This window comes from Thermogutta hypogea, from assembly GCF_055386265.1.
Map to the genome: position 1 here is coordinate 2,161,122 of NZ_AP042425.1, position 25,987 is coordinate 2,187,108.

Below are 25,987 nucleotides of genomic sequence, written 5' to 3' on the forward strand. Positions count from 1 at the left end.
GTCACCGAACAAGCCCGCCGTCGTTCGCAGCCGTCGCCCGCCGTCTAGCCGTGGAGCTTCTTGAGCAGCCACGCCATGTTCTCCCCGAGGACCTGCATGGTGCGGAGGCCTTCCTCGTCGCTCCGCACATCTCCCGGCTGAAGACCGCGACCCAAATTCCAATAAATCGAGCCGACGGTAATCATCTGGCCGATCGAGAAGAAGTGGTTGAGGGTATCGAAGGTGTGCACGGCTCCGCCGCGGCGGACGGCGACCACGGCCGCCCCAACCTTTCGGCGAAACAGATCGCCCGCCGCCCTCGCGACCATCCCGGCACGCTCCATGAGCGCCTTCATGTTGGCCGTGACGTCGGCGAAATAGACGGGCGAGGCCAAAATCACTCCGTCGGCCGCCGTCATCTTCTCAATGAAGCCGTTCAGGCCGTCGTCCTCCTGATGGCAGCGTCCCTTTTCCTTGAAGCAACGGTAACAGGCGGCGCAGCCTTTCAAATGCAATCCCGCGAGTTGCACGTGCTCGGTCTCGATGCCTTCCGCTTGCAAAACCCTCAAGGCAGTCTCGACCAGGATGGCGGTGTTCCCGTCCTTGCGGGCGCTGCCGTTAAATGCCACAACCTTCATCCCTCGTCCTCCCACACGGAGTTGTTCCTTCCGGATCCCCAGATCCCGTATTTCAGCAACATAACACGCCTGGTCTCGATCGCCAATCCACGGGAAAAGGTGTCCCAACTGCCGGGGCTGTTCGTGCCGCGAAATACGGCTCCGGATGCGGCGGCTCTCTCGGCGAAGAGCTAAGGGGCGCTGATCCTCCGGGACGACCCGAAGTTGCATCCCGCTTATAATGGAGACATCAGCTCCCCGAATCCGTCGTCTGGGCGATCACGCTTTCCGGTCCGGCGGCCGGTAGCAGATTGGCGCATCGCCGAGCCGTGACGGCATCAAACCGGAAGTCCCGACGCTGGTTCCCGCCGGCTCGCGAGGCGTGTTGCGGGTCGTCCGCGGGGATCGATCCGCTTTCTTGGAGGTCAACATGCAGTTCGGAGGACGGAATCGCGTGCAGCCCAAGGGCACTCTCCGTCGTTCCCGGCGATGGTCCCGTCGGCAGTGGCTCCGCGCCACCGGCACGCTGGCGGGAATCGCAAGCGGCACCTTGATGGCACCGTGGCATTATGCGGCCGCATCGCAGCGGCACGGTTTCGCCGTTCGGGGGCGCTTCTTGTACGACGGGACTCCTCCGGAACGGAGGCAATTGACGGTCGACAAAGACGTGGACTGTTGCGGCAAGTTCGACATCCGCGACGAATCCCTGATGGTTTTTCCGCAAGGCGGCGTTGCCAATGTTTTTGTTTACGTCCGTTCGCGCGGCGTTCCCGTCGCGGTTGCGACCGCGGAAAATCCCCCGCGGCAGGTCCTGCTCGACAATCGCGATTGCATTTTCAAACCCCACTGTTTGGCGTTGTGGTACTTGCGGCAGGATCTGCACATCGTCAATTCGGACCCCATCGCGCAAAACGTGGCCTTCTCTCCGTTGGGAGACTTGCCTGCGAACATTGTGTTGGCCCCGGCCCCCGGCGAGAATACCGAAGCCACCTGGCGTTTTCGACGCGGCCAGACCCAGCCTTTCGTCGTCCTGTGCAACTACCACCCGTGGGAAAAGGCGTATCTCTTGGTCCGCGACAATCCTTACTTCGCCGTCTCCGGCGAAGACGGCGGCTTTGAGATCGCCGGTCTTCCGCCGGGAGATTGGGAATTCCAGCTCTGGCACGAACGCGTCAATTACCTGAATCTACCGGATTGGCCGCAGGGGCGGCGAAACATCAGGGTTGCAGGAGAGGATGTGGACTTGGGCACGATTCGCTTGCGTCCCAGTGATTTGGCCGTCGGCGGCTAGAAGGAAGCACGACGACTCCGACTCAGAGGCGCCGGCATTCGCTCAGGCCCGCCATGTCAACCGGTGCGGCGGACGGTCGCGGGCGGACGGGCGGCAACTCTCCCAAAACCACAGGGCGCGTTCGGGCCGCCCCCGTTCATTCCCTACAATATACGGATGCTCCATACCGATTTCTCGATCCTTGTATCGTCCGAAATGAAGCAGAAGATACCTCAAAACGGCGACTCCGCCGGTGGACGGCAATTCATTCCATGCGGCGATCACGCCTGCTTCGGCATCGTCGGCGCCCGCCGCTCGGCGGCCTCTCAAGCGGCCCTCCTGATGACGGCCATCCTGCTCTTTCTCGGCGGGTGCTCATCCTACAAGCCGCCGGCTTTCAAATTGAACCTGGAGGGGCGAGATCCGACCCGGGTCAAGCCGGCTCAGCGGGAAGCCGTCGAAGAAATGTTGACGGACCTGTTCGGCACGCCCGATGAACCCCGCGTCCCGCCCGGACTGGACTTGGATTTATCGCTGCTGCAACGCGCCGCGGGTCCCATCGGGCGAGACATCACCGGAACGGAACGCGGCCTTTTCCGCAAGCACTGCGTGGTCTGCCACGGTATCTCAGGGGACGGCGCCGGGCCGATCGCGGAAATGCTGAATCCCTATCCCCGCGACTTTCGCCAAGGGGTCTTCAAGTTTACGTCGGTCGCCGGCGGCGCGAAACCGCTCCGTTCCGATCTGCTGCGGACGTTGAAACGCGGGTTGCCGGGCACGGGCATGCCTTCCTTTTCGCCCCTTAGCCCCGAGGACCTGGATGCTTTGGTCGAATACGTCCGCTATCTCAGCATCCGCGGGGAAACCGAGTTGTTCCTATTGCGCACCGTCGTGGACGAGAACGAGCCGCTACCGCTACAACGTCGCTTCGTACTCGAGGAGGGCGTCCGACCGATTGCCGCCCTGTGGCGATTGGCGGAGGAGCAACCGGGGCAATACGTCATCGTGCCCCAACGCCCCAAATTGTCGCCGGAGGAGCTGACGGCGGCGATCGAGCGGGGAAAGGCCCTCTATCAAGAGACCCGAGCCCAATGCGTCAAGTGCCACGGCCCGGACGGACGCGGCGACGGATCCGAGACCGAGTTGTTCGACGATTGGAACAAGGCCAAAAAAGGAATTACCGACGAACAAACGCGAGCATTGGCGAAGTGGTTCGCGCTACCCCTGCAATCGCTCAGGCCGCGGAACTTTCACGACGGCTTGTTCCACGGCGGCGGTCGCCCGGAGGACATTTACTTGCGGATCTACATCGGCATCCCCGGCACTCCCATGCCGGCAGCGGGACCCGCACCGGGAACGCCCGGGGTTTTCACCTCCGACGAAATCTGGGATTTGACGTTCTACGTACTCTCGTTGGCCCGCCGCACGTCGTCCGTTCCGGAAGATGCGACAGTCCCGGCCGGCGCCTCGGCGAAGTCGCGCTGACGGGCCTCCCGATCGGAATCGCTCACTACGGCCTTGGAGCATCCAAAGCCATGCCTCAGAAAGGCGAGAAATCGGTGAAGCAGAGAGGAAATTCACCTTCGCATCGCGCGGGTTCCGCCCAGCCTCTTGACGTGCCGCGGCTGCCGCATTATTTGGCCTGGGCGCTGATGGCGACCGTATTCCCGCTCATCTGGATGGGCGGCTTGGTCACCACCTACAACGCCGGCATGGCGGTTCCCGACTGGCCCAACACGTACGGCTACAATCTGTTCCTCTATCCCCTGGAAAGCTGGCTGAAGACATGGGATGTCTTTCTCGAACACAGCCACCGCCTGATTGGAGCCACGGCGGGATTTCTCACCATCGCCTTGCTTTGGAGTCTTTGGGTTCAGGACGGCCGCCCGTGGATGCGGAAGCTGGGTATCGCGGCCTTGATCGGCGTCAGCTTGCAAGGCACCCTGGGCGGGCTCCGCGTCGTGGGTCGGGAAATCCTCCTCGCCAACATCCACGGTTGCGCGGCCCCCCTTTTCTTCGCGTTCACCGTGAGCTTGGCCGTCCTCACCTCTCCCCGTTGGCGGCGAAGGGAACGCCCCGCCGAGGACGAACCGAACGCCGACGAGAACTTTCGGCCTTTGCGGCACTCGATTCCTACGGCCGTCATCATCGCGCTGCCGGCCCTCGTGTACGTTCAGATCGTGCTTGGCGCGCAGCTCCGACACCTGCCGTCCGAATCGGCCCCCGGCTGGTCCTTTCTCTGGACGATCCTCCATTTGACCGTAGCCGCCATCCTGCCGATCTTGTGGGCCGCATGCTACCGGTTTGCCGTTGGGGTTCCGGCTGCCCTCGCCCTTCGACGGTGGCTTCAGGCCTTCGGATGGCTGCTCGCCGCTCAGATCGCGCTGGGGCTCGGCACTTGGGTCGTCAATTACAACTTCCCGCGGTGGTTTCACGATTGGGTGATGGTCATTCCGTACACCGTCGTTCAAGGCGGGTTGCTTCAAGCGATTGTCACCACGGCGCACACGGCGACCGGCTCGCTGCTGTTAGCCGTGGCCACGGCCTACGCTCTCTGGGCCTTGGCAGCCACGGAGAGTCCGCCGCCGGCTTACGGTTCCGCCACGCGCAATGCGGAGACATCGACCTGAGGCCCGTTTGCCCCGCAGCCGCCCGGAAACGCGTGCCCATACCTCCCACGGAGGACTTGCCTTCCCCGCGGAACATGATAGCAATTCGTAATAGGTGGGTTGTCGACCGCGGACCGCGGCGCGTGTTCCGCACGCCAAGACAATACTGAACAATAAACATATTTACCGGCCTGTACAGGCAGCACCGGATCGAGAGAATTCCCTTGAGTAGAGCTACTCCGAATACCCCCATCATTCAGCCGCGTGAAGCAGCTTTAGGGCAGCCTACCTTGTCGGCGGCCCCCGGCGCGATCGGCCGATGGTCCGCTGCCTGGGCCGATCTCTCTGCCTTGGTACGGCCGCGCATCGTCACGATGGTCTTGTTCACCATGGCCGTGTCCGCGCGGCTGGCAGCCGGACCGCATACCGATATCTGGTCGATCGGACATGCCGTGGTGGGCACGTTTTGGGTGATCGTCGGGGCGGTGATTTTCAACCAGTGGTTGGAGTGGGTGAGCGATGGCTGCATGCCCCGAACGGCCAACCGCCCGCTGCCCGCCGGCAGGATTCGCCCTCGAACGGCGGTCGTATTGGCAGCAGTCGCGACGGCTTTCGGACTCACCTATCTCGCCGCCTTTGGTACGTCCCGATTATTGGGTATGGCCGCCCTGAGTTGGTTCCTTTATGCCGGCGTCTATACTTCCCTCAAGCCGGTTTCCGTTTGGCAAACACCGATCGGCGCCCTGTCCGGTGCAGCGCCGATTCTATTGGGAGCGGAAGCCGCGGGCTGATTGATGAATCCGAACGCCTGGTTCTTCTTCGCCTTCCTGTATCTCTGGCAATTCCCCCATGCCATGGCCATTGCTTCGCTTTATCGCGATCAATTCGCTCAGGCCAACGTCCGTGTGGCCCCCGTTGCGGATCCCAGCGGTCGTACCACGGTTTTGATGGCTTTGGGCGGCGCGATCGCTCTCTTGGGTCTCGGCGGCGTTTGGGCGGTGACGGCCGCCATGCCGGTCTGGGCGACCGTCGTCATAACGGGTTCCTCTTTCGCCAATCTTCTCGTCACCCTGCGATTCGCCTATCGCCCGGACGAAACGGCGGCACGCATCCTGCTCCGCGCCACCGTCCTCCATTTGCCCATCGTTTGCGTGGTCCTGCTCAGCCTCTGACGTTGCGTTCTCGCCGCGAAATTGCGACGCTTCGCCGTCCATCGGCCTAGGCTTCCGTGCCATGCCGGCGAATGAGCGGCGTCGCAACTCCCCCTCGTGAACCTTCTCGTCCACGAGGCCGCGCCGTAAAATCAAGGTTTTGGTCGCTAACGCATAGGATGAGGTATCGCCATGAACGTCCTGGTGATCGGCAGCGGGGGACGCGAGCACGCCTTGGTTTGGAAGCTGAAACAAAGCCCCTCCGCCGATCGCGTCTTTGCGGCGCCGGGAAACGCGGGCACCGCCGAGGACGGAGAAAACGTCCCCATCGCAGAAACGGATTTTCCGGCGTTGATCCGCTTCGCCAAGCAAAACGCCGTGGAGTTGACGGTCGTGGGGCCCGAAGCCCCCCTCGCCCAAGGCGTCGTCGATGCGTTTCACGCGGAAGGCCTCCGCATTTTCGGCCCGACCAAGGCGGCGGCGGAGTTGGAGGCCAGCAAGGTCTTTTGCAAGAATCTCCTCCGTAACGCCAAGATTCCCACCGCGGGCTACAACGTTTTCTCCGATCCGGCGGCGGCCGTCCAGTTCCTGAACTCTCGCGAGGACGGACCGGCGGTCGTCAAGGCTGACGGTTTGGCAGCGGGCAAAGGTGTGATCGTTTGCAACAACCGCGAGGAGGCCGTCGCCGCAGTCCGCGCCATTGCCGAGCGGAAGGTTTTCGGGGCGGCGGGCAATCGCCTGGTCATCGAAGAGCGCCTGCAAGGGGAAGAGGCCAGCGTCTTGGCCATCACCGACGGCCGGAATATCGTGACGCTTCAACCCGCCCAAGATCATAAACCGGCCCACGACGGCGATACCGGCCCCAATACCGGCGGTATGGGGGCCTATTGCCCGGCCCCCGTCGTCACCGACGAGTTGCTTCACTGGGTCGAAGGCAACATCCTGGTGCCCACCGTGCATGCCATGAAACGGTCCGAGCGGCCGTTCTTGGGCGTGCTTTACGCCGGACTGATGATCACGCCCCTCGGCCCCAAGGTGCTGGAGTACAACGTGCGCTTCGGGGATCCTGAATGCCAACCCCTGTTGATGCGGTTGAAGTCGGATCTCTTGGAGATCTTAAATGCCGCGGTCGACCGGCGATTGGATCGCATCGAGTCGCTTGACTGGGACCCGCGACCGGCCGTCTGCGTGGTCATGGCGAGCGAAGGGTACCCGGGCGATTACCGCAAAGGCCACGCCATCCGCGGCCTCGAAGAAGCCGCACGGCTTCCCGACGTCAAGGTCTTCCACGCCGGGACCCAGCTCCGAGCCGGGCAAGTCGTCACCGCCGGCGGCCGCGTGTTAGGGGTGACGGCCCTGGGTGAAAACGTCGCCAAGGCCAAGCTTCAGGCCTACGCGGCGGTCAAGTGCATCCGTTGGGAGGGTGCATGGTGCCGCAAGGACATCGCGGACAAGGCGATTGCCCGCCTCGCCGCGGGCTGACCCGATCGAATTCGGAAATCTCGTTAGCAATCGTTAGCGACGGGGAGGACGCGGCCTCTTTCCGGAGCTACGGGGCCTTTCGCTTTGAGGTTCCTCCTCGCTTTCCCAAGCCTCGATCGGCCTTTCGAGATCTTCCGCGGAGAGGCCGAAGGCCGCGGCGGATTGTCCCAAGATCGACGGTCCGAGCTCTCCGCTCTCGTCCCTGGGAACGTCGCCTTCCGTCTTGACCGATGCCTCGGCCGCGTCGTCACGGGGCTTTGGTTGAGGAGATTCGCGCCCGGAGCTACGACCGACCCCAGTTTCGTGCCGCTCTTCGGGGGTACGAGGGTTCCGCTCCGACACGGCTTGCCGCGAGGCGGAGACCGCGTCCCCCTCCGCCGCGATCGGGGCCTCCGCATCCCGCCGGGAAAGCCCAAACGTCCGCAGCCAGTCTTCCACATCGGCCGCATCCAATGGCTCGCGGGTATCCGGAGCGACTTGCCGCCCCTCCCGCGATCGGTTGCGGAGGCGGCGGCATAACGCGGCGTACCAATCTTCACTGTCGATGAACTTCGCCCGACGCCGCCGTGCCGCCCGTTGCACGCGATGATCGCTGGAAATGACGGTCAATTGCTTGGGGGCCGTGTGCCGAGCTATCAATTGCTCCAAAAGCGTGTCGGCATCGGGATACTGGACGGCAAATCGCACGGTCAAGCCGCGGTAGCATTCCTCGACACGCCCCTTCCGCCACGGACCGTGGGCGTCGAAGACGACCAGCGTGCGCTCGATTTCTTCGGCGGTTAGAACTTCGGCTAGGAAGTCCAGCAATCCTTGTCGGGCACGGTCCAACTCCGGAGTGCCGGGCGGCCCCGGTGCGGCTTCCACGCCGCAGGCATTGAGAAGGTTATAGCCGTCGACCAAAAACGTGATCACGCCATCGACCTTGATGGGATCCTACCTCGCGGGCGTTCGAAACGAGGGCTTCCGCTGTGTCGCTCCCTACCGGCCATACCCGCCGTCTACGCCGGCCCCTAGCCCCCGGCATCACCCTCAACTCGCAAACGGGTAGACGATACGTCCGCCCACCAGTACGGTCTTCGCTCTGCCCTGTAGGGTCCAACCGCCGAACGGCGTGTTTCCGGACTTGGAGTAGAAGCGAGCCGGATCCACGGTCCATTCCACGTCCGGATCGATGACGGTGACGTCGGCGTCGGCGCCCACGGCCAGAGTGCCCTTGGGTATTCCGAGGATTTTTGCCGGATTGACGGTCATCTTTTCAATCGCCTGACTCCAACTGAGGATTCCCGGCTTGATCAGTCGCGTGATCACCAGCCCCAGCGCCGTCTCCAGTCCGACCACGCCGAACGGAGCGCGATCCAGCTCCTGCATTTTCTTTTCCTTGCTGTGGGGCGCGTGGTCTGTCGCAATCACGTCGATCGTACCATCGCGCAATCCCTCGATGCACTCCCGGACGTGATCCTCCGATCGCAGGGGCGGATTCATCTTGAAGTTGGAGTCGAAGCTCCGCAGCGATTCATCGGTCAAAGCGAAATGATGGGGCGTCACTTCGGCCGTCACGCGGACGCCTCGGGCCTTCGCGCGGCGAATCGCCTCGACGCTGCCCAGCGTCGAGACGTGCATGACGTGCAGCTTGCCGCCCGTCGCCTCGGCCAGGGCGATATCGCGGCTGACCATGACCGACTCCGCGGCGGCGGGAATCCCGCTCAAGCCCAGCACCAGCGAGACCTTCCCCTCGTGCATCACGCCGCGCTTGGCCAGTTCGGGAATCTCGCAGTGGTTCAGTACCGGCTTGTCGAACATCAAGCAGTACTCGAAAGCCCGCCGCATCAGCTCGGAGTTTTCCACCGGCGCCCCGTCGTCGCTGAAGGCGACGGCCCCGGCGGCCACGAGCTGACCGATCTCCGCCAGCTCCTTGCCTTCCCGATTGCGACTCACGCAGGCGATGACGAACACGTTACAACGGCGGGCCCGAGCGGCCTTTTGGCGGACGAACTCCACCGCCGCGGGAGAATCCAAGGGAGGCTCGGTGTTCGGGCAGCAGGCCACCGAGGTGAAACCGCCGGCCACGGCGGCGGCCGTGCCGGTCTCGATCGTTTCATCCTCTTCGCGTCCCGGCTCCCGCAAATGGACGTGCATGTCGATCAAACCCGGGGTCACGATGCAACCCGACGCCTCGACCACGGTCTCATCACCGCTCGGAGTAGCATCATAGCCGGCGATGTACCCGTCCTCGACCAGCAGATCGCCCACCCGATCCATGCCTTGCGAGGGGTCGATGATGCGTCCGCCGCGTATCCGTATGCGATTGCCGTTCATGCGTTTTCGCCCATCCGTATCCCACAGCTTCATCGTATGCTCGAACTTCCGGCCCCTCACGCCGCGTTGCCCATTAACAACCACAAAGCCGCCATGCGCACCGCGACCCCGTTGGTGACTTGGTCTAGGATGGCCGAATGGGAACCGTCCGCCACATCGGCGGTGACCTCCACCCCTCGATTGATCGGACCGGGGGCGAGCACCAGAATGCCTTCCTTGGTCCGCTTCAGCCGATTCGCGTCCATGGCGTACAAGCTGACATACTCGGCGACGGAGGGAAAGGGGCGACTCGTCTGACGCTCGAACTGAATCCGCAGCAGGTTCAGCACATCCACCCGGGGAAGAACGGCGTCCAAGCTGTAGCTAAACTCGACGCCCAATTGCGACCATAAGGGAGAAACCAACGTCGACGGCCCGCAGACGATGACGTGCGCCCCCAATTTCTTCAAGCCCCAAATGTTGGAGCGGGCCGTGCGACTGTGCGCAATATCGCCGACCAAAGCCACCGTAAGACCTTCGATCCGCCCCAGGCGGCGCCGGATCGTGAGGATGTCGAGCAATCCTTGAGTCGGGTGCTCGTGTGCCCCGTCGCCGGCATTCAGTACCGAGCAGCGGAGATTCTGTGCCAAAAGATGCGGAGTCCCGGGAGTTTGGTGGCGGACCACCATCGCATCGACTCCCATGGCTTCCAAATTCTTGGCCGTATCGATCACCGTCTCGCCTTTGGATAGGCTGCTGGTGGAAGCAGAGAAATCCACCACGTCGGCCCCAAGGCGTCGCGCCGCCAGGGCGAAGCTGGTTCTGGTCCGCGTGGAATTCTCGAAAAAAAGATTCACGCAGGTCCGCCCCGCCAGCAACGAGAACTTTCTCTCTCCGGCATCGAACGCCCGGCGAAATATTTCGGCCGCATCGAGCAGTCGAACAATCTCCTCGGCCGACAATTCCTCCAAACCCAGCAAATGTTTCCGTCGCCACTGCGAGGCCAATTCCCGCAACCGAGCCAGGTTTTCGTCCATACCGTTCTCGTTCATTCAGTCAGAAGCGGCGAAGCCCCTGGGAGAAACCCTGTCCGCCGCAGTCGCGATGATCGCCGCGCATTACCTGACGATGAGGCGGCATCCGTCCGGGAAAAGAGGAAGTCGCGGCGTATTCCCGTCCTTACGCGCCCTACCACCCTAGCCTTCATGATTCTAAAGCCCTAGCTTGTCACCCGCAAGCGACCGTCGAAGCGACAACCGGAATCACGACGGACAGGACCGAAAATGCTCGTCGCCCCGATCTGAAGCGGATGACTTCCCCCGCGTCGCTCTCCCGTTGCAGGGCATTTCGCCGCGTCGCAATCACCGCGTTGCCACGCCACGCGCCGGCCGCTAACATACGAGCTGCGTAAGGGCATCCGGAAACTTTCCGGCTCGGCACCGGAGGAGCCCCCCTTTTCTGGGCTCAAATGCGGCAAAAAGGAACGGGCCAGCTCAGCAGGGCGGACGTGACAACACGAGCCTCTCCGATAGGGCTTTCACAGTGTTCCGCCCCTGGATGCCCTTGAAAGGTCCGGACAATCTTGACCTTGACCTCGCGAAATCCTCGCCGGTGGGAACGGACATAACGGACGGATAGGAATCGCTGGAGACCAAGCCATGCTGTGCAAGTCTTCTTCTTGGAGCCGTTCGTACGGCCTGTCGCTCATCCTGGCCTGTTGGAGCGCTTTCTCATTCGCATCCGAACCCACACAAGACCGTGGGGCGGAATCCGCCGTCGTACGGCAGGAATTCATCTTTTCGTCGGCCCCATTCTCAAGCTGTCACGCATCGACCATCGCGGAGACCCAAGGGGAATTCGTCGCGGCTTGGTTCGGCGGCGATCGCGAGGGCGCGGATAACGTCGGTATCTGGTTGAGCCGCCTCACCCCGGAAGGCTGGACGGAACCTGTCGAAATAGCCGTCGGCTTGGCGGAAGACGGGCGCCGCTACCCTTGCTGGAATCCCGTCCTTTTCCAACCTCGGCGAGGGCCCTTGGTGTTGTTCTACAAAGTCGGTCCTCGGCCCAGCAGTTGGTGGGGCATGATGATGACCAGCGAAGACGGCGGTCGCACGTGGAGCGAGCCTCGACGTCTGCCGAACGGCTTCCTCGGCCCGATCAAGAATAAACCCTTGGAAATGGAGGACGGCACCTGGATCTGCCCCTCCAGCGAGGAAACGCCCGACTCGCCCAGCCGATGGTCCGTCCATTTCGAACGGACGCGGGACGGCGGGGCGACTTGGGAGCGGAGCGACGTACCTCAAGGCGCGGAACCGCTGGATGCCATCCAGCCCGCCGTTCTATGCGCCGCTCAAGATCGACTCGTGGCGGTCGGCCGAACAAGGCAAGGCCGAGTTTTCTTCACGGCCTCGTTTGACGGAGGCGTGACTTGGGCGCCGCTCCAGCGCACCACGGTTCCTAATCCAAACTCGGGGATCGACGCCGTCACCCTGCGGGACGGACGGCACCTCCTGGTTTACAATCACACGCTTCGCGGGCGATCTCCGCTGAACGTGGCCCTGTCGCGCGACGGTATCGCTTGGACGCCCGTCCTCACCCTGGAGAATGAACCGGGAGAGTACAGCTATCCTTCCGTGATGCAAAGCGCCGACGGTTTGGTCCACATCGTTTACACATGGAAAAGGGAGCGGATCCGACATGTCGTGCTCCATCCGGAAAGGCTCGACCTGCCCGAAGCTGACTCCCGGCAGGCGGCGACTCCGGCCCGGGATTCCGCGCCGAATCAACGGGGCCGTCCCAACGTCGTCATCGTTTTGACCGACGACCAGGGATACGGCGATCTTTCATGCCACGGTAATCCCGTTCTTTGGACGCCGCACATCGATCGCCTTGCCACGGAAAGCGTCCGGCTCACCGACTTCCACGTGGCCCCCGTCTGCACTCCGACCAGGGGGCAACTGATGACCGGTCAAGACGCCTTGAGGAACGGCGCCCGAACCGTTCCCGCCGCAAGCAATATGATTTGGCGGAATATTCCGACCATGGCCGAGCTATTCCGCCGCGGCGGTTATCGAACCGGCTTGTTTGGGAAATGGCATTTGGGAGACCACTATCCCGATCGTCCCGGCGACCGCGGCTTCGAGGAGGCCGTTTGGTTCGGCGGATGGGGCGTGGCCTCCGACGTCGAATTCGACAACGACTGTATCAAGATTCGGTACCGCCGCGGCGATCGCACCGCCGTAGCGGACCGCTATTGCACGGATTTTTGGTTCGATCAAGCTTTCGCCTGGATGGAGAACTGCCGCCGCGAAGGGCGTCCGTTTCTGTGCTACATTCCCACCAATGCCCCGCACAGCCCATTCTGGCCGCCGGAATCACACGCCCTTCCATATCGCTCCAAAGCGCCGCCGCAAGTCGCCGACTGCTTGGGAATGATTGCGAACATCGACGAGAACGTAGGCCGGCTGGAAAACTGGTTGCTGGAAACCGGGCTGCGGGACGATACGATCGTGATCTTCATGACCGATAACGGGGCAACCGTAGGGCGGCGCCTCTACGATGCCGGTCTTCGCGAGGGAAAGGGCAGTTACTACGAGGGCGGACACCGCGTGCCTTGCTTCATTCGCTGGCCCGGCGGAGGTCTCAGCGGCGGCCGCGACGTGGCGATCCCCACGCAAGTGCAAGACATCCTCCCGACGCTGCTGGATCTGTGCGACCTGCGCCCGGACGAATCGCCGACCTTCGACGGCATCAGCCTCGCACCCGTGCTGCGCGATCCCAACGCCCAACTTCGCGATCGGATGCTGGTCGTACAGTACGGCCGACGCGTCGGGGCGGAAAAAAACAATGCCTGCGTGATTTGGGGTCGATGGCGGCTCGTTAACGGGCGTGAGCTTTACGACGTTTGGGAAGATCCGGCACAAAAAAAGGACATCAGCGGCAGCTTTCCGGAAATCGTAGCGAAAATGCAAGCCTACTACGATCAGTGGTGGGCCGCCTTGGAACCGAACGTCTACGCGTATCAACCCATCCTCGTCGGAACCGATCAAGAGAATCCGGTCCTGCTTTCTCCCAACTATTGGGCCGGCGTGGACGTGGATAACCACCATCGTGTCTCGGCCGCCGAGGGCGGTCCGCAGGGCGGACCGTTCCATATCGATGTAACCCGGGCGGGACGTTACCGCATTGAACTGCGACGTTGGCCCTTTCACTGCAATGAGCCGCTCGGCTCCGACGGGCCACGGACGACGGTGGCGGGAAGAAATCTCCGAGACGTGATCCAGAACCGCCGCGCTCTCCCCATTCGCAAAGCCGTCTTGAAAGTGGGTTCTGAAGATAGGACGGCCGACGCCTCTCCGGAGGCTCTCGGTGTGTCGTTTGAACTGCCCCTGGCCGCCGGACGCACCACATTGCAAGCTTGGTTCCAAGACGAGAGGGGCACGGACCTCTGCGGGGCTTTTTACGTGGCCGTCGAGAGGCTCGGCGATTGATTACGCAACCCGCCAAGCATGAGAATCCGCGTCGGCAATGCCGGACCACGCCGCGGACCAGGGGCCCCGGCGGCACGATCCGGCCTCGGGTTGACGATCGCGGTGCCAGGTGCTTTCACGAGGAACGGGAAGAGAGGGCGGTGATATCCCCATCGTGCGAAAGCGGTTTCGTCAAACGCAGGAAAACGTCCTCCAGAGTAGGGTCCTCTTCGGCAAATGAAGTCACGCCTACGCCCGAACGAATCAGGTCGGCCAGTAGGTCGGCCGCCTCCGCATCGCCCCCACGGAGATCAAAGGTTAGTTTCCCAACCTCTTCGTGAACGTTTTCCACGCCGGGTCGATTGGCGATGATCGCGCGGGCCGACTCCAAACCGCCGGGTCCGTCAAGGCAACGCACCACGATTCGGCGAGTGGCTCGGATCGACCGTAAGACATCCTCGATGGGACCGAAACTCAGCAACCTCCCGCGATGGATGATGCCGACCCAGGTACAAAAATCCGCCAGCTCGCTCAAAATATGGCTTGAGACGAGAATGGTTTTTCCTTGCCGCCGCAACTCTCGCAACAATCGCTTCAACTCGATTCGGGCCTGCGGATCCAGACCCGCCGCGGGTTCATCCAGGATTAGGACCGGCGGATCATGAATCAACGTCTTGGCCAGATAAAGCTTCTGCTTCATGCCGCGTGAGAGGTCCGTAACGCGAGCCCGACGTTTCTCCGTCAAGTCCAGCATTTCCAGCAGCCATTCGATGCGGCCTTTGCGAACCGAGCGCGGCAGGCGGTAGGCCAATCCGAAGAAATCAAGGAACTCGTGGACGCGCATCCCGTTGTACGACCCGAATTGATCGGGCATGTAGCCGATATGATGCCGAACCTCCAGCGGTTGGCGAGTTACGCTGTAGCCCGCAACGCGACCATCACCACCGCCGGCCTTGATCAGCGTCGCCAAGAACCGGATCGTCGTCGTTTTCCCCGCGCCGTTGGGGCCGATGAACCCGAACAGCTCGCCGGCCGGAATTCGCAGGTTGAGGCGATCAACCGCCCGAAATGAACCGTAATCCTTAACGAAATCCATCAACTCGATCATGAAAGAATCCAGCGCGGATCATTGCCGAAAGATGGGATACCTGAACCTCACCATTATAGGGCACGACGATTCTGGACGGCACAACCGCCTTACAAGCTGAAACCGCCCTGCGGATCCGTTACGCAACCGGGCTCACGAATCTTCAGCGCACCGAAGCAGACATTTGGGGAAGACCGGAGAAGATAGAATACCCGGAAAGGTTTTTCAGATTTTCACTGATCAACATTTCCGAAAACAGCGCATAACCACGGGCCGCTTGTTTTCTACCCGGGTAAGGCATAGCATAAACAAGGAAGTGGTATACGTTTTGCAGGATTCGTCGCCGAAATGACACCAGTTACTCAAATCCTTGCTTCTCGCCTTTCCCCCCTGTGTTGTCCGGCCTAGCCCGGACCTCTCCGTAGTTTTCTTGTAGTTTTCTTTCCCTACGCCCCGGCAAGCACGCCGCATTTGTCAAGATTTCCGAAACGCCTCTGCTTTTACTTTTTTCACAGTTTCAGTAGGCTTAATGCACGCTGCCTCGTATCGTAAACCTTGACGTCGTCGATTCCATCGAGGTGCCGCAATGGCCACGGACTTTCAACTCAAGGAACGGTTGCCTGAGATCACTTCGAAGATGGTAGAAACCTACCGGAAGTACAAGGCGACGAACCATCTCGGCCATTGTCCGCTTCCCAACTATGACACCGTCATCGAGGCCGTGGAGTGGATGAAGGAAATCCTTTACCCCGGCTATCGGCACCGGGACGGATTGCACATGGGCAACATTGGCTATTACGTGGGCGATCTTGTGGATAAGCTGCATGATGTGCTGACCCAGCAAATCGCCCGGGCTTTACGACATGAGGCCAACCACTCGGCACAATGCGATCCCGTCCGTTTGGCCGATTTCGAAGCAGTGGGGCAGGCCAAGACCGTGGCCTTCCTGAACCAACTTCCCGAGCTGAGCAAGCTGCTGGCCACGGATGTTCAGGCGGCCTACGACGGGGATCCCGCCTGCAAGTCCCTGGACGAGGTGATTCTGTGCTACCCCGGCCTGGAGGCCGTGACGGTGTACCGCCTGGCCCACCTTTTGCACGAGCTGAATGTCCCGCTGATCCCCCGTATGATGACCGAATGGGCGCACAGCCGCACCGGAATCGACATTCATCCCGGGGCCAAAATCGGCCCGAACTTCTTCATCGACCACGGTACCGGCGTAGTCATCGGGGAGACGTGTGAGATCGGCAGCCATGTGAAACTGTACCAAGGCGTGACTCTCGGCGCGCTCAGCTTCGCCAAGGATGCACACGGTCGATTGGTCCGCGGAACGAAGCGACATCCGACGATCGAAGATCGCGTCGTGATCTACGCGAACGCCACCGTACTGGGCGGCCGTACGGTCGTCGGCCACGACTCCGTCATCGGATCCAGCGTTTGGCTCACGCGGTCCGTGCCTCCGCATACGACCGTGACGCTGGAACGTCCCAATTTGTGCATGCGCGCCGAAAACTGCGACGAGCTCTCGGCGGAGAAGAGCCTGGCTCCGGACGGCGACCCAGCCGGCTCCGGAGACGGCTGAGGCGAGACTTCTATCCCTCAAAGTTCCGGCTTAGCGACGGCCGCTACGTCGAAGCGAACGCAAGCCGATGAAGAAGAAGGTTTTGACCGTTACTCCAACCACCGCCAGCGCAAACCAGGAGATCGCCGAGATCCAAGCTCCCCATCGCAGCCCCGGTTGCTCGTAATACCATCGCACCGTCCATTCGCCCGGCGGCAGCGAACAGCCCAGAAAGAGCCGATCGACGCAAAGCGGGGCCGTCACTTGGGCCCTGCCATCTACGTTGGACGTCACTTCCACGCGCCAGCCCGGCATGTATTGCTCGGCAAGTACCAACAACCGAGGCACCGGCGTCTTCACGTGAATGAGAACGGAGCCGGGAGAATAATCCAAGCATTGCGGCGATTCCAAGACCGGTCGGCGGACCGACTGCTTGTGCTCGGGTGCTCGTACATCCCCTTCCCGATCCTGCTCCGAGAAGAGCCCCGCTATTTCCATTACCGGCGGGCTTTCCGGATTGCGAGGGGTGCCGCTGGGAAAGAAGAACTCCTCCGCGTCGTCCCAAAGCGTCCATGTCGGGTCCCCTTTTATAAGGGCTCTCGGATGTTGCTCCACGCTCGCAAAGTCGACTAGGTAAAGTCGCCGGCACCGCTGGTCCGATTGCGGGCACCTTCCCATTGCGGGAGGACTTCGTCTCGCATCATCGGCATCCGCTTTCGTCCACTCTTCAAAGCACTCGGCCCCCAACCGTTGCAAAATCTCGCCGGGCGGTTCCGTCAACCCTTGTTTGGCCATATACCCTTTCACGACATCTAGGAACGCCCGATAACGCACCGGCATCATGGTCCCATAGTGCTGAAGGTTCGCCGTCGCATAAACCATTCCCCAACGTCCGAAGAAGGTTCGGCGATCCCAATCGACCAATTCCTGTAAGCGTTCCGGGGAACTTCGCTGTTGCCAAGAGTCGGGATACCAGAAGAACGGCCGCCAAACTCGCCGCGGCGGCGCTAGCGACAAGGTGCTTGGCAGTAAAGGCGGCCGCACCGGTAAAATCAACGGCTTCGCGGCGAGGGTCAAATCCACCGCGGACAGCAGCATGCAGAACAGCCCCCATCGCCGACCTCCGGTTCCCACGCTCCCGAATCGGATGAGAGATCGCCCCCGTCGGCCCGCGTCGCTTCGAATCTCCCAATTCCAGGCGATCAACGCCGTCATCAATCCCAAGACGGCGGTCCATGAGAACGAAATCAGAACATGCCGAAACGCGCCCGCGGCGCAAAACGGGCCGAAGATCACATCCCCCGGCACCCGCATCGCATCCCACAAACCCGACCATTTCGCCGCGAGCGCCGCCGCCAAGCCGGTGACGCTGAGGATGACCGCGATCGCAGCCGACCAACGAATTCTTCGCGGTGCCGTTCGGCAAAGCTCCACTCCCATCGCCGCCAAGCAGGCAAGGGCAATCGTCAACAGGGGCAACCACTTGCCGGGATAGCGAAACATCGCATAACCCGGAACGATCCGTACCAACCACCAGTAAAGCCCTCCGGCCGGAGGATAGAATGGCCCTGTCACCCAGTCCTTCCCGGTCGTCCAAGCAATCAAGGTATTCATTACGGCCCCCGGCCCGTACCACCCCAGCGAAGCCGCGGCCGCGCTCAGCGCCAACCACGTCAGCCACACGCGCCCCGCATCGTTGTCACCGCCTTCCTTCGCTTGAATCTCAGCGTCAGACTTATGGCCTGCTCCTGAATCGCTCGCCCGGAACTCGCCCGCCGCGTTCGCGCACTGCGGTTCCATGCCGGCGGCGCGACTGGGCCGGATCCTCATTGCCGAAAGGGCCGAAAGAAAGGGAATAACGCCCAGGTACAGACTGGGCGTCCACCACCGCCCCTCATCGACGAAGGCCCGAAGATATCGCTCGTGGACCGGCACCGAAGCGCCGCCGAAGCCGGGCCATAGCAGTTCGGCCAACTCCCAAGGCGAAACGCTGAACGCGTAGGCCGTATCGGCGCGACTATTGCGCAGCGCCGACCAATTGTTTTCGGCGGCGTTCCGTTCAGATGGAGTTTCCCATAATCGGCCCACGGTCTCCTTGGTCAGCAGCATGCGATCACTTTGCCCAGCATAATGCCGGCTCGGCAGAATTTGCACGGCCGCCAGACAAAAGGCGACTCCGAAAGCCGCGGCGAGCATTCCCCCGGAGACGAAGCAAAACGGCAGGACTGCCGCCGACTTGCGCCGGTCCCGGGTCGCGGTGAGCAATCGCCTAGCGGTTACGACGGCCCAAGTGGCGAACGCAACAAGAGCGCCGTGATACGCCGTCTGGGGATCGCCGCCGAGGACGCTCATGGCCGACGCAAACGCGAGGAGCCGCGCGGCGCGGAGTCGCGAAGGCACGACAGACCGCCAAAGCCGCGTTCGGCCTTGCCCGCCGCCGTCGTCCTTCGCCCGGGGCCGAATTTCGGGACCGAGCGACGATTCTTCGGCATGGACGATCCGCCAAGTCGCGGCCAAGATCCAAGGCAGCCAAGCCCCACCCACCAGATAAATGGGATTGTGAATCTGAAATAACGTCGGTCCGGCCAGGGCATAGATCGTTCCGGCCAGGGGGCGCGTTTCCGATCGGCACCCCAGTTCCCCCGCCAGTCTCCCTGCTCCCCAGGCGGCCAAGAGCACATGCATGAGAAGAAAGGTCGCATAGGCCGCGGGATAGGGTACCGGTAGCAGGAAGAGCACGATGCCGGGGTAAAAAGCCGCCGTCGTGCCGTTGGCGAGCAGCGGCGCACCCAGGTTTTCGTACGGATTCCACAACGGCAACCTGCCGGCACGGTACTGTTGTGCCACATAGTACCAAAGGGGGTAATAGAAGTTGCCCCCGTCCCGAAATAACGGCAGCTCGCCTCGGAAGAGTACCGCGGAAAACACCACCCCGATCGAAAGCAGACACAGCGTCCAGCCGATCAAGCTCGCATTTCCGCGGAGCAAGAGATGACGTATCGCCGACCGGACCATGGCGGAGCTTCCCGGCGCGACCGAGGCGACGGAAAAGAGAACGGCGGGCTTACCGACGCGAGGCGGCCCGTCTCGCGGTACGGAGCATGGCGCGGGCCTTTCTTGCGGCATCCTCGCGACGCTGCAACATGTCATCACCGGAAGCCTTGCGTGCCATCACCGCTTCCAAGGCCTCGGCGGACGCCTCCACGTCCAACTCCTCCACCGCCTGAGCCTGCGACGTCATGACGGACACCACGTCGTTCAAGACCTCGACGAAGCCGCCGTCGACAAAGAAGGCACGCAGTTTCCCGTCCGAAAGGATTCGCAACTCACCCGCGCCCAATCTCCCGATCAGCGGCGCGTGGAGCGGAAGCACTCCCAATTCACCGTCGAACAAGGGTACGACCACGCCGTCGGCCGACTGGTCGACCAACTTGCGCTCGGGCGTCACAATAATGACTCGCAGTTTTGCCATGAAGGCACCGTGGCTTTGCGTTTCCGGGAAAGTCGCTCCGTTTCGGCCCAATCGAGACCTTTATTCAATTCTTGGCGTCCGCCTTGAGCCGCTCGGCCTGTTCCGCGGCCTGTTCGATGTTGCCCACGTACATGAAGGCCTGCTCGGGCAAATGATCCCACTTGCCGTCCACAAGCTCCTCGAAGCTGCGAATCGTCTCCGAAAGCGGGGTGATCTCGCCCGGCTTTCCGGTGAACGCTTCCGCCACGAGGAACGGTTGCGAAAGGAATCGCTCGATCCGCCGTGCTCGGTGCACGACCAACTTGTCTTCCTCGCTCAATTCCTCCACGCCCAGGATGGCGATGATGTCCTGAAGTTCGCGGTACCGCTGAAGAATGCGCTGCACCCTCCGAGCGATGGCGTAGTGACGCTCGCCGACATATTGCGGGTCGAGCAAGCGGCTGGAAGACGCCAACGGATCGACCGCGGGATAAATGCCCTTCTCGGCGATCGAACGTTCCAGATAGATGAAGGCGTCCAATTGACCGAAGGCGGCCGCCGGGGCGGGGTCGGTGGGGTCGTCCGCGGGCACGTAGACGGCCTGAACCGACGTGATCGCCCCCCGCGACGTCGAGGCGATGCGTTCCTGCAAGGCGCCCATCTCCGTCGCCAAGGTCGGTTGATAACCCACCGCCGAAGGCATCCGCCCGAGCAAAGCGGACACCTCGCTACCGGCCTGCGAAAAACGGAAAATGTTGTCGATGAATAAGAGCACGTCGGCACCGGTGGTGTCGCGGAAGTACTCGGCCATGGTGAGAGCGGAGAGTGCCACCCGCAAACGCGCGCCGGGCGGCTCATTCATCTGCCCGAACACCATGCAGGTTTGCTCGATCACGCTGCGACCCGTATTGCCGATCCTCGCCTCCTGCATTTCCAACCACAGGTCGTTCCCTTCGCGGGTCCGTTCACCGACGCCGGCGAAGACCGAAAAACCGCCGTGCGAGCTGGCAATACGGGCGATCAATTCCGTCAAGATGACCGTCTTCCCCAGACCGGCGCCGCCGAAAAGCCCGGCCTTTCCGCCGCGCACGAAGGGCGTCAAAAGGTCGATCACCTTGATCCCCGTCTCGAAGATTTCCACTTCCGTGGAAAGCTCCGTCACGTCCGGAGATTCCCTGTGGATGGGCCAGTACTCGTCGGCCTTGACCGCACCCCGATCATCGATCGGCTGCCCGAGGAGATTGAATACCCGTCCCAAGGTCGCCTTCCCGACCGGGACCTTGACCGGCTCTCCGGTATCCAAGCACTTCATTCCGCGGACCAACCCGTCGGTCGTTCCCAGCGCGACGCATCGAACACGGCCGCCGCCGAGGTGCTGCTGGACCTCTCCGGTCAGGTCGATCTTCACGCCTTTGTAGTCCTCACGCACAACGACGGCATTGTAAATTGCGGGCAGTTGATGCTCGGGGAATTCGGCGTCGAAAATCGAACCGATGATCTGCGTCACGCGACCGTAATTCGGTTGTCGGGAACCTTCAACGCCGCTTGCTTTCACGGTTTGAGCCGGATTGGTTGTCATAGTTTGGCCTCAAAAACCTTCCGAAAGTCGGGCTGGATGTGCCGCGCTCCCGTTTCCGTAGCAATCGGAACGGTAACCGGCTACTCGCCTTGCAACGCCTCCGCTCCGCTGACGATCTCCAGAATCTCCGAAGTAATTTGCGTTTGCCGAGCCCGGTTGTACGCCATGCTGAGGTTGGCAAGCATCGAGTCGGCGTTTTCGGTAGCCGTCTTCATGGCGATCATCCGCGCGATCTGCTCCGCGGCCGCCGACTCCAAAAAACAGCGAAACAGACGGATCTTGAACGTAAACGGGACGATTTCTTCCAAGATGCTTTGCGACGAAGGGAGGAACTCGTATTCGGCGTGGTGGAGGCCGCCGTTCTCCTCCTCCGCGAGCGATTGATACGGCAATAACGTCTCAACAATCGGGTATTGACGACTTACGGATTCCAGTCTTGTGTACGCCACATCCACGCGGTCGATGCGGCCGTCGAGGAAATCCTCCATATAGCGCCGGGCCAGCACTTCCACGTCCGTGAAGGCGGGCTTAGCATCAAAATGAATATATTTCTCGTCCACCGGCAACTTGCGGAACTTGAACGCCGACACCCCGCGTTTGCCTGATACCTCGACGCTCAGCTTGGCGTACTCTTCTTGCAATTTCGTTCGTTGCAACACCGCCAGACGCATCACGGCGGAGTTGTATCCGCCGCAAAGCCCCCGATTCGAGGTCAGCACCAACAGCACGGCTCGGCGCCTTTCGGCTCGAGCGTCCAGCAACGGGTGCGCCACCTCCGTTCCGCTCGCCGCCAGGTGCCCCAAGAGAGCCGTCAAACGATCCGCGAAAGCGGACCCCGCCGCGGCACGATCCATGGCCCGCTTGAACCGAGCGGTCGATATCAATTCCATCGTCCGGGTGATCTTGCGGATATTCCGCACGGAGCGACGGCGTCTATCCAGAACCTTGCTTTTTCCCATGACTGCCTAGCTCGAAATCAACGCTCAGGCCAACGCCGTAGCCGGCTCCCGTTTTTGGGCGAAACCGCGATTGAACTCCTTCAAGGCCTCGATCAATCGGGCCTCGTCGTCCGCGCTCAATTGTTTGCTATCCGTAATGCTCTGCCACACGGCCTGATGCTTTTCATGGAAGAAGGCCAGAAATTCTTTTTCCCAGCGGCGCACCTCCGCGACGGCCACCTGATCCAAGAAGCCTTTCGTGCCGGCGTAAATGACCAGGACCTGATCCGTGACGTGCATCGGTTGATACTGGCCCTGCTTGAGCAGTTCCGTCATACGGTAGCCGCGATCCAGGCGGGCTTGGGTGGCCGGATCCAACTCCGTCCCCAATTGCGCGAAGGCTTCCAATTCGCGAAATGCGGCGAGGTCCAAACGCAGGCCGCCGGCCACCTTCTTCATCGCCGGCACCTGGGCCTTACCACCCACCCGAGAGACCGAGATGCCCACGTTCATGGCGGGACGCTGCCCCGCGAAAAACAGGTCGGGCTGCAAGTAGATTTGGCCGTCGGTGATCGAGATGACGTTGGTGGGAATATAGGCCGAAACTTCGCCTTCCAACGTTTCCACGATGGGTAGGGCCGTCAATGATCCGCCGCCCAGTTCGTTGCTGAGCTTGGCCGCCCGTTCCAACAAACGGCTGTGGCAGTAGAAAATATCGCCGGGATAGGCCTCGCGTCCGGGAGGGCGCCGCATCAACAACGACAATTGTCGGTAGGCCTGGGCCTGCCGCGTCAAATCGTCGTAGATCGCCAGCGCGTGCCGTCCGCTGTACATAAAATATTCCGCCATCGCGCAGCCGGCGTAGGGAGCGATGTATTGCAACGGCGCCGGAGAACTCGCCCCCGCGACGATCACGGTCGTGTACTCCATCGCTCCGTAGCGGCGCAGCGTGTCGATGATCTGAGCGACGGTCGAATCCTTCTGCCCGACCGCAACGTAAAAACACTTGACCCCGGTCTCTTTCTGGTTCAGGATCGTGTCGATGCAAATCGCGGTCTTGCCCGTCTTACGGTCGCCGATGATCAATTCTCGCTGGCCGCGACCGATCGGCGTCATCGAGTCGATGGCCTTGATGCCGGTTTGCAGCGGTTCGTTGACCGGTTGGCGTTGGGCCACGCCGGGCGCGGGGCTTTCCACAGGACGAGTTTCCGTCGTCGCGATCGGGCCCCCGCCGTCCAAGGGATTGCCCAGGGGGTCGATGACTCGCCCGAGAACGGCCTCTCCCACCGGCACGCTGAGCAAAAGCCCCGTGCTGCGGACCTCGTCCCCTTCCTCGATCTTGAGGTAATCCCCCAAGATGATGACGCCCACGGAGTTCTCTTCCAAGTTGAAGGCCAGCCCGCGGACACCGCTGGGGAACTCCACCATTTCGCCGGCCATCACGCCCGACAAACCATAGACGCGAGCGATACCGTCGCCCACCTCCAGCACCCGGCCGGTTTCGCGAACGTCGATCTGAGCTTGATATTGCTCGATTTCACTCCGAATAACGGAAGCGATCTCGTCGGCTCTGAATCTCATGGGCACTCCTGTCGATGATTTGCTTGCGAACTCGTTCGAGTTGGACGGCCACGGACGCGTCGAACACCGTATCGCCGACTTCGATGACAATCCCACCCAACAAGCCCGGCTCGACCCTCTGTTCGATGATCGGGCGACGCTCCAACAAGGACTCCAGCGATCGTTCCAGTTCGGCAACGACCGCCGCGGTCAGCGGCACCGCCGTTTTCACTTTCACTCGTACCTGATTCCGGCGGCGAATCCACTCCTCCTGCACCGCGCGAGCGATCGCTCTCAGGCAGTCCAATCTTCCACGCCGGGAAAGAACTTGCAGGAAGTTCAACAGCCGTGCGCTTACGCGACCACCTAGGACTCGCTGCAAGATTCGCGACTTTTCTTCGTGGGAAATGACCGAAGAAGCAAGGATCGCCTCGAAGTCCGGCCAGGGATCCAGAACCTCTCGCACCAGATCGGTCAGTTCCGGCACCAGGGCTTCCGTTTCACCGGCAACCTCAGCGGCATCCAAGAACGCCTCCGCATAAACCGCGGCGATCCTCTCGACGGTGACGTCGGGCGAGAATTCGGCGGCAAATCGTGCATCTTCGGCGTGCATATCCGCGGTCATGGATACCTTCCCTCCACGGCACGGCTCCCCCCATCCTTCTTCTCACCCCGGGGAAACCCGCGCTGGGCCGACTCCTACTTGCGAACCATTATCGGCATCAATTCACGTCGGCGCCGCGAACGGCGCCCAGCGTCGCCACCGCCTGCTCGATCATTCTCACATGGGCGGCCGGATCGAGTCGCGAAGCAATGATCTTGCCGGCCAGATCGACCGCCAAATTGGCACCCAATTGGGAAATCTCCTGCACGGCGCGGTCCGCCGCCTGCTCGATTTCGGCCAACTTGCGGCGGTGCTGGGCCTCCGCCTCTTCCCTCGCCTCTTGCACGATCTGCTGCCCCAAGGCTCGCGCTTCCTGCCGTGCCTTTTCCATCATCCGTGCGATCTCTTCCTGCGCGCCGCTGAGCTTCTTCTGATATTCTTCCAGCAGCTCCTTGGCGCGGCGATGGGCCTCTTCCGCGGCCCGAATCTCCCCGCTCACGTGCTGCTCCCGATCATCCAAAGCGCGAATGATCGGCTTCCAGGCGAAGATCCACAACACGAACAGGACGCCGAGGAAGACGAAAACCGTCCACAGGGCCAGATCCGCCTTGAAATCAAGCGGATTGACGGCCTCGCCCACGCCGCCCTCGGCGGCTCCGCCGTGAGCGTCTGCCGCCGCATGCGATTCCGCCCGCGCAAACTCGCGCGGCGCGATCATCCCAAGCGTCCCCAGAACTAAAGCGGAAAGCACCAGCCAGCGCCCAAACATTTGCATCAGGCTCCTGCGGACAAATTGAGGCTCTACGCCATGGGGTCTCAGACCGCCGCCGGGGAGACGTGCGTCGTAAGGAATTCGCGCGGAAAACCTCGCACGCCGCCCCCGGCCGTCGCTATTCCACCCGGAGGATCAACCCGTGAAGAACAGGGCGATCAAGCAGACGATCAACCCGAAGAACGTCACGCCTTCGATCAGAGCCGCGGCAATAATCATGGCCGTCTGAATGTTTCTAGCCACTTCCGGCTGTCGCGCCATGCTTTCCACGGCGGCACCGCCGATTCTTCCGATACCGTAGGCGGCCCCCAGAATGATCAAGCCGGCGCCGAAGGCACCGCCCAAGAAGATGTAACCGCTGCGTCCCCCTTGCGATTGGGCCTCGGCGGCCGCCGGTTGGTCACCGGCCGGGGTCGCCGTCTCCGCAAACGCCGGCAAGGCCAGGGCCGACAATACCAACGTCATCGCCAAAACGCTCAACAACTTGTTCACGGAACGAATCTCCTTTCTTCCAGGAACACCCGTGCGCGATACCCTGCCGCCGGCGTATCGCATGTCTTTGA

Annotated in this window: 21 protein-coding genes; 8 read left to right on the forward strand and 13 right to left on the reverse strand. The window is 61.9% G+C overall.

The annotated features are described in order from the left end of the window. Positions 1-44 precede the first annotated feature (44 nt). Positions 45-617, reverse strand: a complete 573-nt coding sequence (locus tag ACZ5B4_RS07750) for a flavodoxin family protein (protein ID WP_464913861.1) — start codon at positions 615-617, stop codon at positions 45-47. Between the two features lie 409 nt (positions 618-1,026). Here ACZ5B4_RS07750 and ACZ5B4_RS07755 point away from each other — a divergent pair, with 409 nt between their 5' ends. From ACZ5B4_RS07755 to purD, 6 genes are all read left to right on the forward strand, one after another. After that, entirely contained in the window at positions 1,027-1,887 is an 861-nt protein-coding gene (locus tag ACZ5B4_RS07755; protein ID WP_464913862.1) for a cupredoxin domain-containing protein, read from the forward strand. Between the two features lie 156 nt (positions 1,888-2,043). After that, the gene (locus ACZ5B4_RS07760; RefSeq protein ID WP_464913863.1) at positions 2,044-3,351 is read left to right on the forward strand and encodes a c-type cytochrome; all 1,308 of its coding nucleotides are present in this window, start codon (positions 2,044-2,046) and stop codon (positions 3,349-3,351) included. Positions 3,352-3,425: 74 nt separating this feature from the next. Next, on the forward strand, positions 3,426-4,496 hold the full coding sequence (locus ACZ5B4_RS07765) for a COX15/CtaA family protein (protein ID WP_464913864.1): 1,071 nt from the start codon (positions 3,426-3,428) through the stop codon (positions 4,494-4,496). Between the two features lie 203 nt (positions 4,497-4,699). Continuing rightward, a complete protein-coding gene (locus ACZ5B4_RS07770) occupies positions 4,700-5,266 on the forward strand; it encodes a UbiA family prenyltransferase (RefSeq protein ID WP_464913865.1) in 567 nt (188 codons plus the stop codon). Between the two features lie 3 nt (positions 5,267-5,269). Further along, complete coding sequence (locus ACZ5B4_RS07775) at positions 5,270-5,647, forward strand: UbiA prenyltransferase family protein (RefSeq protein WP_464913866.1); 378 nt, start codon at positions 5,270-5,272, stop codon at positions 5,645-5,647. Positions 5,648-5,818: 171 nt separating this feature from the next. Next, positions 5,819-7,108 (forward strand): phosphoribosylamine--glycine ligase, encoded by a 1,290-nt coding sequence (gene purD, locus ACZ5B4_RS07780; protein ID WP_464913867.1) that lies wholly within the window; start codon positions 5,819-5,821, stop codon positions 7,106-7,108. 33 nt (positions 7,109-7,141) lie between these two features. On the opposite strand, the gene ACZ5B4_RS07785 is transcribed toward purD, so the two are convergent. The 3 genes from ACZ5B4_RS07785 to ACZ5B4_RS07795 all read right to left on the reverse strand — a co-directional run bounded on the left by ACZ5B4_RS07785 (position 7,142) and on the right by ACZ5B4_RS07795 (position 10,440). Then, positions 7,142-8,020 carry an NYN domain-containing protein gene (locus ACZ5B4_RS07785; RefSeq protein WP_464913868.1) on the reverse strand — a complete coding sequence of 293 codons (879 nt, stop codon included), beginning with the start codon at positions 8,018-8,020 and terminating at the stop codon, positions 7,142-7,144. A gap of 117 nt (positions 8,021-8,137) precedes the next feature. Beyond that, entirely contained in the window at positions 8,138-9,457 is a 1,320-nt protein-coding gene (locus ACZ5B4_RS07790) for a dihydroorotase (RefSeq protein ID WP_464913869.1), read from the reverse strand. Between the two features lie 23 nt (positions 9,458-9,480). Further along, a complete protein-coding gene (locus ACZ5B4_RS07795; RefSeq protein ID WP_464913870.1) occupies positions 9,481-10,440 on the reverse strand; it encodes an aspartate carbamoyltransferase catalytic subunit in 960 nt (319 codons plus the stop codon). A gap of 621 nt (positions 10,441-11,061) precedes the next feature. Here ACZ5B4_RS07795 and ACZ5B4_RS07800 point away from each other — a divergent pair. Then, positions 11,062-13,893, forward strand: coding sequence for an exo-alpha-sialidase (locus ACZ5B4_RS07800; RefSeq protein WP_464913871.1), 2,832 nt, complete (start codon positions 11,062-11,064; stop codon positions 13,891-13,893). 115 nt (positions 13,894-14,008) lie between these two features. On the opposite strand, the gene ACZ5B4_RS07805 is transcribed toward ACZ5B4_RS07800, so the two are convergent. Then, positions 14,009-14,980: an ABC transporter ATP-binding protein gene (locus tag ACZ5B4_RS07805; protein ID WP_464913872.1), complete on the reverse strand. Its 972-nt coding sequence runs from the start codon at positions 14,978-14,980 to the stop codon at positions 14,009-14,011. Between the two features lie 565 nt (positions 14,981-15,545). Here ACZ5B4_RS07805 and epsC point away from each other — a divergent pair. Further along, positions 15,546-16,541, forward strand: a complete 996-nt coding sequence (epsC, locus tag ACZ5B4_RS07810; protein WP_464913873.1) for a serine O-acetyltransferase EpsC — start codon at positions 15,546-15,548, stop codon at positions 16,539-16,541. Positions 16,542-16,571: 30 nt separating this feature from the next. On the opposite strand, the gene ACZ5B4_RS07815 is transcribed toward epsC, so the two are convergent. The 8 genes from ACZ5B4_RS07815 to atpE all read right to left on the reverse strand — a co-directional run bounded on the left by ACZ5B4_RS07815 (position 16,572) and on the right by atpE (position 25,916). Then, positions 16,572-19,535, reverse strand: coding sequence for a hypothetical protein (locus ACZ5B4_RS07815; protein ID WP_464913874.1), 2,964 nt, complete (start codon positions 19,533-19,535; stop codon positions 16,572-16,574). 49 nt (positions 19,536-19,584) lie between these two features. Beyond that, on the reverse strand, positions 19,585-19,992 hold the full coding sequence (gene atpC / locus ACZ5B4_RS07820; protein ID WP_464913875.1) for an ATP synthase F1 subunit epsilon: 408 nt from the start codon (positions 19,990-19,992) through the stop codon (positions 19,585-19,587). 64 nt (positions 19,993-20,056) lie between these two features. Beyond that, positions 20,057-21,550, reverse strand: a complete 1,494-nt coding sequence (gene atpD / locus ACZ5B4_RS07825) for a F0F1 ATP synthase subunit beta (protein ID WP_464913876.1) — start codon at positions 21,548-21,550, stop codon at positions 20,057-20,059. An 80-nt stretch (positions 21,551-21,630) separates the two neighbouring features. Continuing rightward, complete coding sequence (gene atpG, locus ACZ5B4_RS07830; protein ID WP_464913877.1) at positions 21,631-22,509, reverse strand: ATP synthase F1 subunit gamma; 879 nt, start codon at positions 22,507-22,509, stop codon at positions 21,631-21,633. Between the two features lie 24 nt (positions 22,510-22,533). Then, positions 22,534-24,069 carry a F0F1 ATP synthase subunit alpha gene (gene atpA, locus ACZ5B4_RS07835; RefSeq protein ID WP_464913878.1) on the reverse strand — a complete coding sequence of 512 codons (1,536 nt, stop codon included), beginning with the start codon at positions 24,067-24,069 and terminating at the stop codon, positions 22,534-22,536. Next, entirely contained in the window at positions 24,026-24,673 is a 648-nt protein-coding gene (gene atpH / locus ACZ5B4_RS07840) for an ATP synthase F1 subunit delta (protein WP_464913879.1), read from the reverse strand. Before atpH ends, atpA begins: the two co-directional genes overlap by 44 nt. Positions 24,674-24,770: 97 nt before the next feature. Next, entirely contained in the window at positions 24,771-25,421 is a 651-nt protein-coding gene (atpF, locus tag ACZ5B4_RS07845) for a F0F1 ATP synthase subunit B (RefSeq protein ID WP_464913880.1), read from the reverse strand. Positions 25,422-25,559: 138 nt separating this feature from the next. Further along, positions 25,560-25,916: an ATP synthase F0 subunit C gene (gene atpE / locus ACZ5B4_RS07850; RefSeq protein ID WP_464913881.1), complete on the reverse strand. Its 357-nt coding sequence runs from the start codon at positions 25,914-25,916 to the stop codon at positions 25,560-25,562. Positions 25,917-25,987 lie beyond the last annotated feature (71 nt).

Bases quoted from the DNA above. Each gene is read 5' to 3' on its own strand.
- ACZ5B4_RS07750 (WP_464913861.1), bottom strand. From the start codon at position 617: ATGAAGGTTGTGGCATTTAACGGCAGCGCCCGCAAGGACGGGAACACC.
- ACZ5B4_RS07755 (WP_464913862.1), top strand. From the start codon at position 1,027: ATGCAGTTCGGAGGACGGAATCGCGTGCAGCCCAAGGGCACTCTCCGT.
- ACZ5B4_RS07760 (WP_464913863.1), top strand. From the start codon at position 2,044: ATGCTCCATACCGATTTCTCGATCCTTGTATCGTCCGAAATGAAGCAG.
- ACZ5B4_RS07775 (WP_464913866.1), top strand. From the start codon at position 5,270: ATGAATCCGAACGCCTGGTTCTTCTTCGCCTTCCTGTATCTCTGGCAA.
- purD (WP_464913867.1), top strand. From the start codon at position 5,819: ATGAACGTCCTGGTGATCGGCAGCGGGGGACGCGAGCACGCCTTGGTT.
- ACZ5B4_RS07790 (WP_464913869.1), bottom strand. From the start codon at position 9,457: ATGAAGCTGTGGGATACGGATGGGCGAAAACGCATGAACGGCAATCGC.
- ACZ5B4_RS07795 (WP_464913870.1), bottom strand. From the start codon at position 10,440: ATGGACGAAAACCTGGCTCGGTTGCGGGAATTGGCCTCGCAGTGGCGA.
- ACZ5B4_RS07800 (WP_464913871.1), top strand. From the start codon at position 11,062: ATGCTGTGCAAGTCTTCTTCTTGGAGCCGTTCGTACGGCCTGTCGCTC.
- ACZ5B4_RS07805 (WP_464913872.1), bottom strand. From the start codon at position 14,980: ATGATCGAGTTGATGGATTTCGTTAAGGATTACGGTTCATTTCGGGCG.
- epsC (WP_464913873.1), top strand. From the start codon at position 15,546: ATGGCCACGGACTTTCAACTCAAGGAACGGTTGCCTGAGATCACTTCG.
- ACZ5B4_RS07815 (WP_464913874.1), bottom strand. From the start codon at position 19,535: ATGGTCCGGTCGGCGATACGTCATCTCTTGCTCCGCGGAAATGCGAGC.
- atpC (WP_464913875.1), bottom strand. From the start codon at position 19,992: ATGGCAAAACTGCGAGTCATTATTGTGACGCCCGAGCGCAAGTTGGTC.
- atpD (WP_464913876.1), bottom strand. From the start codon at position 21,550: ATGACAACCAATCCGGCTCAAACCGTGAAAGCAAGCGGCGTTGAAGGT.
- atpG (WP_464913877.1), bottom strand. From the start codon at position 22,509: ATGGGAAAAAGCAAGGTTCTGGATAGACGCCGTCGCTCCGTGCGGAAT.
- atpA (WP_464913878.1), bottom strand. From the start codon at position 24,069: ATGAGATTCAGAGCCGACGAGATCGCTTCCGTTATTCGGAGTGAAATC.
- atpH (WP_464913879.1), bottom strand. From the start codon at position 24,673: ATGACCGCGGATATGCACGCCGAAGATGCACGATTTGCCGCCGAATTC.
- atpF (WP_464913880.1), bottom strand. From the start codon at position 25,421: ATGTTTGGGCGCTGGCTGGTGCTTTCCGCTTTAGTTCTGGGGACGCTT.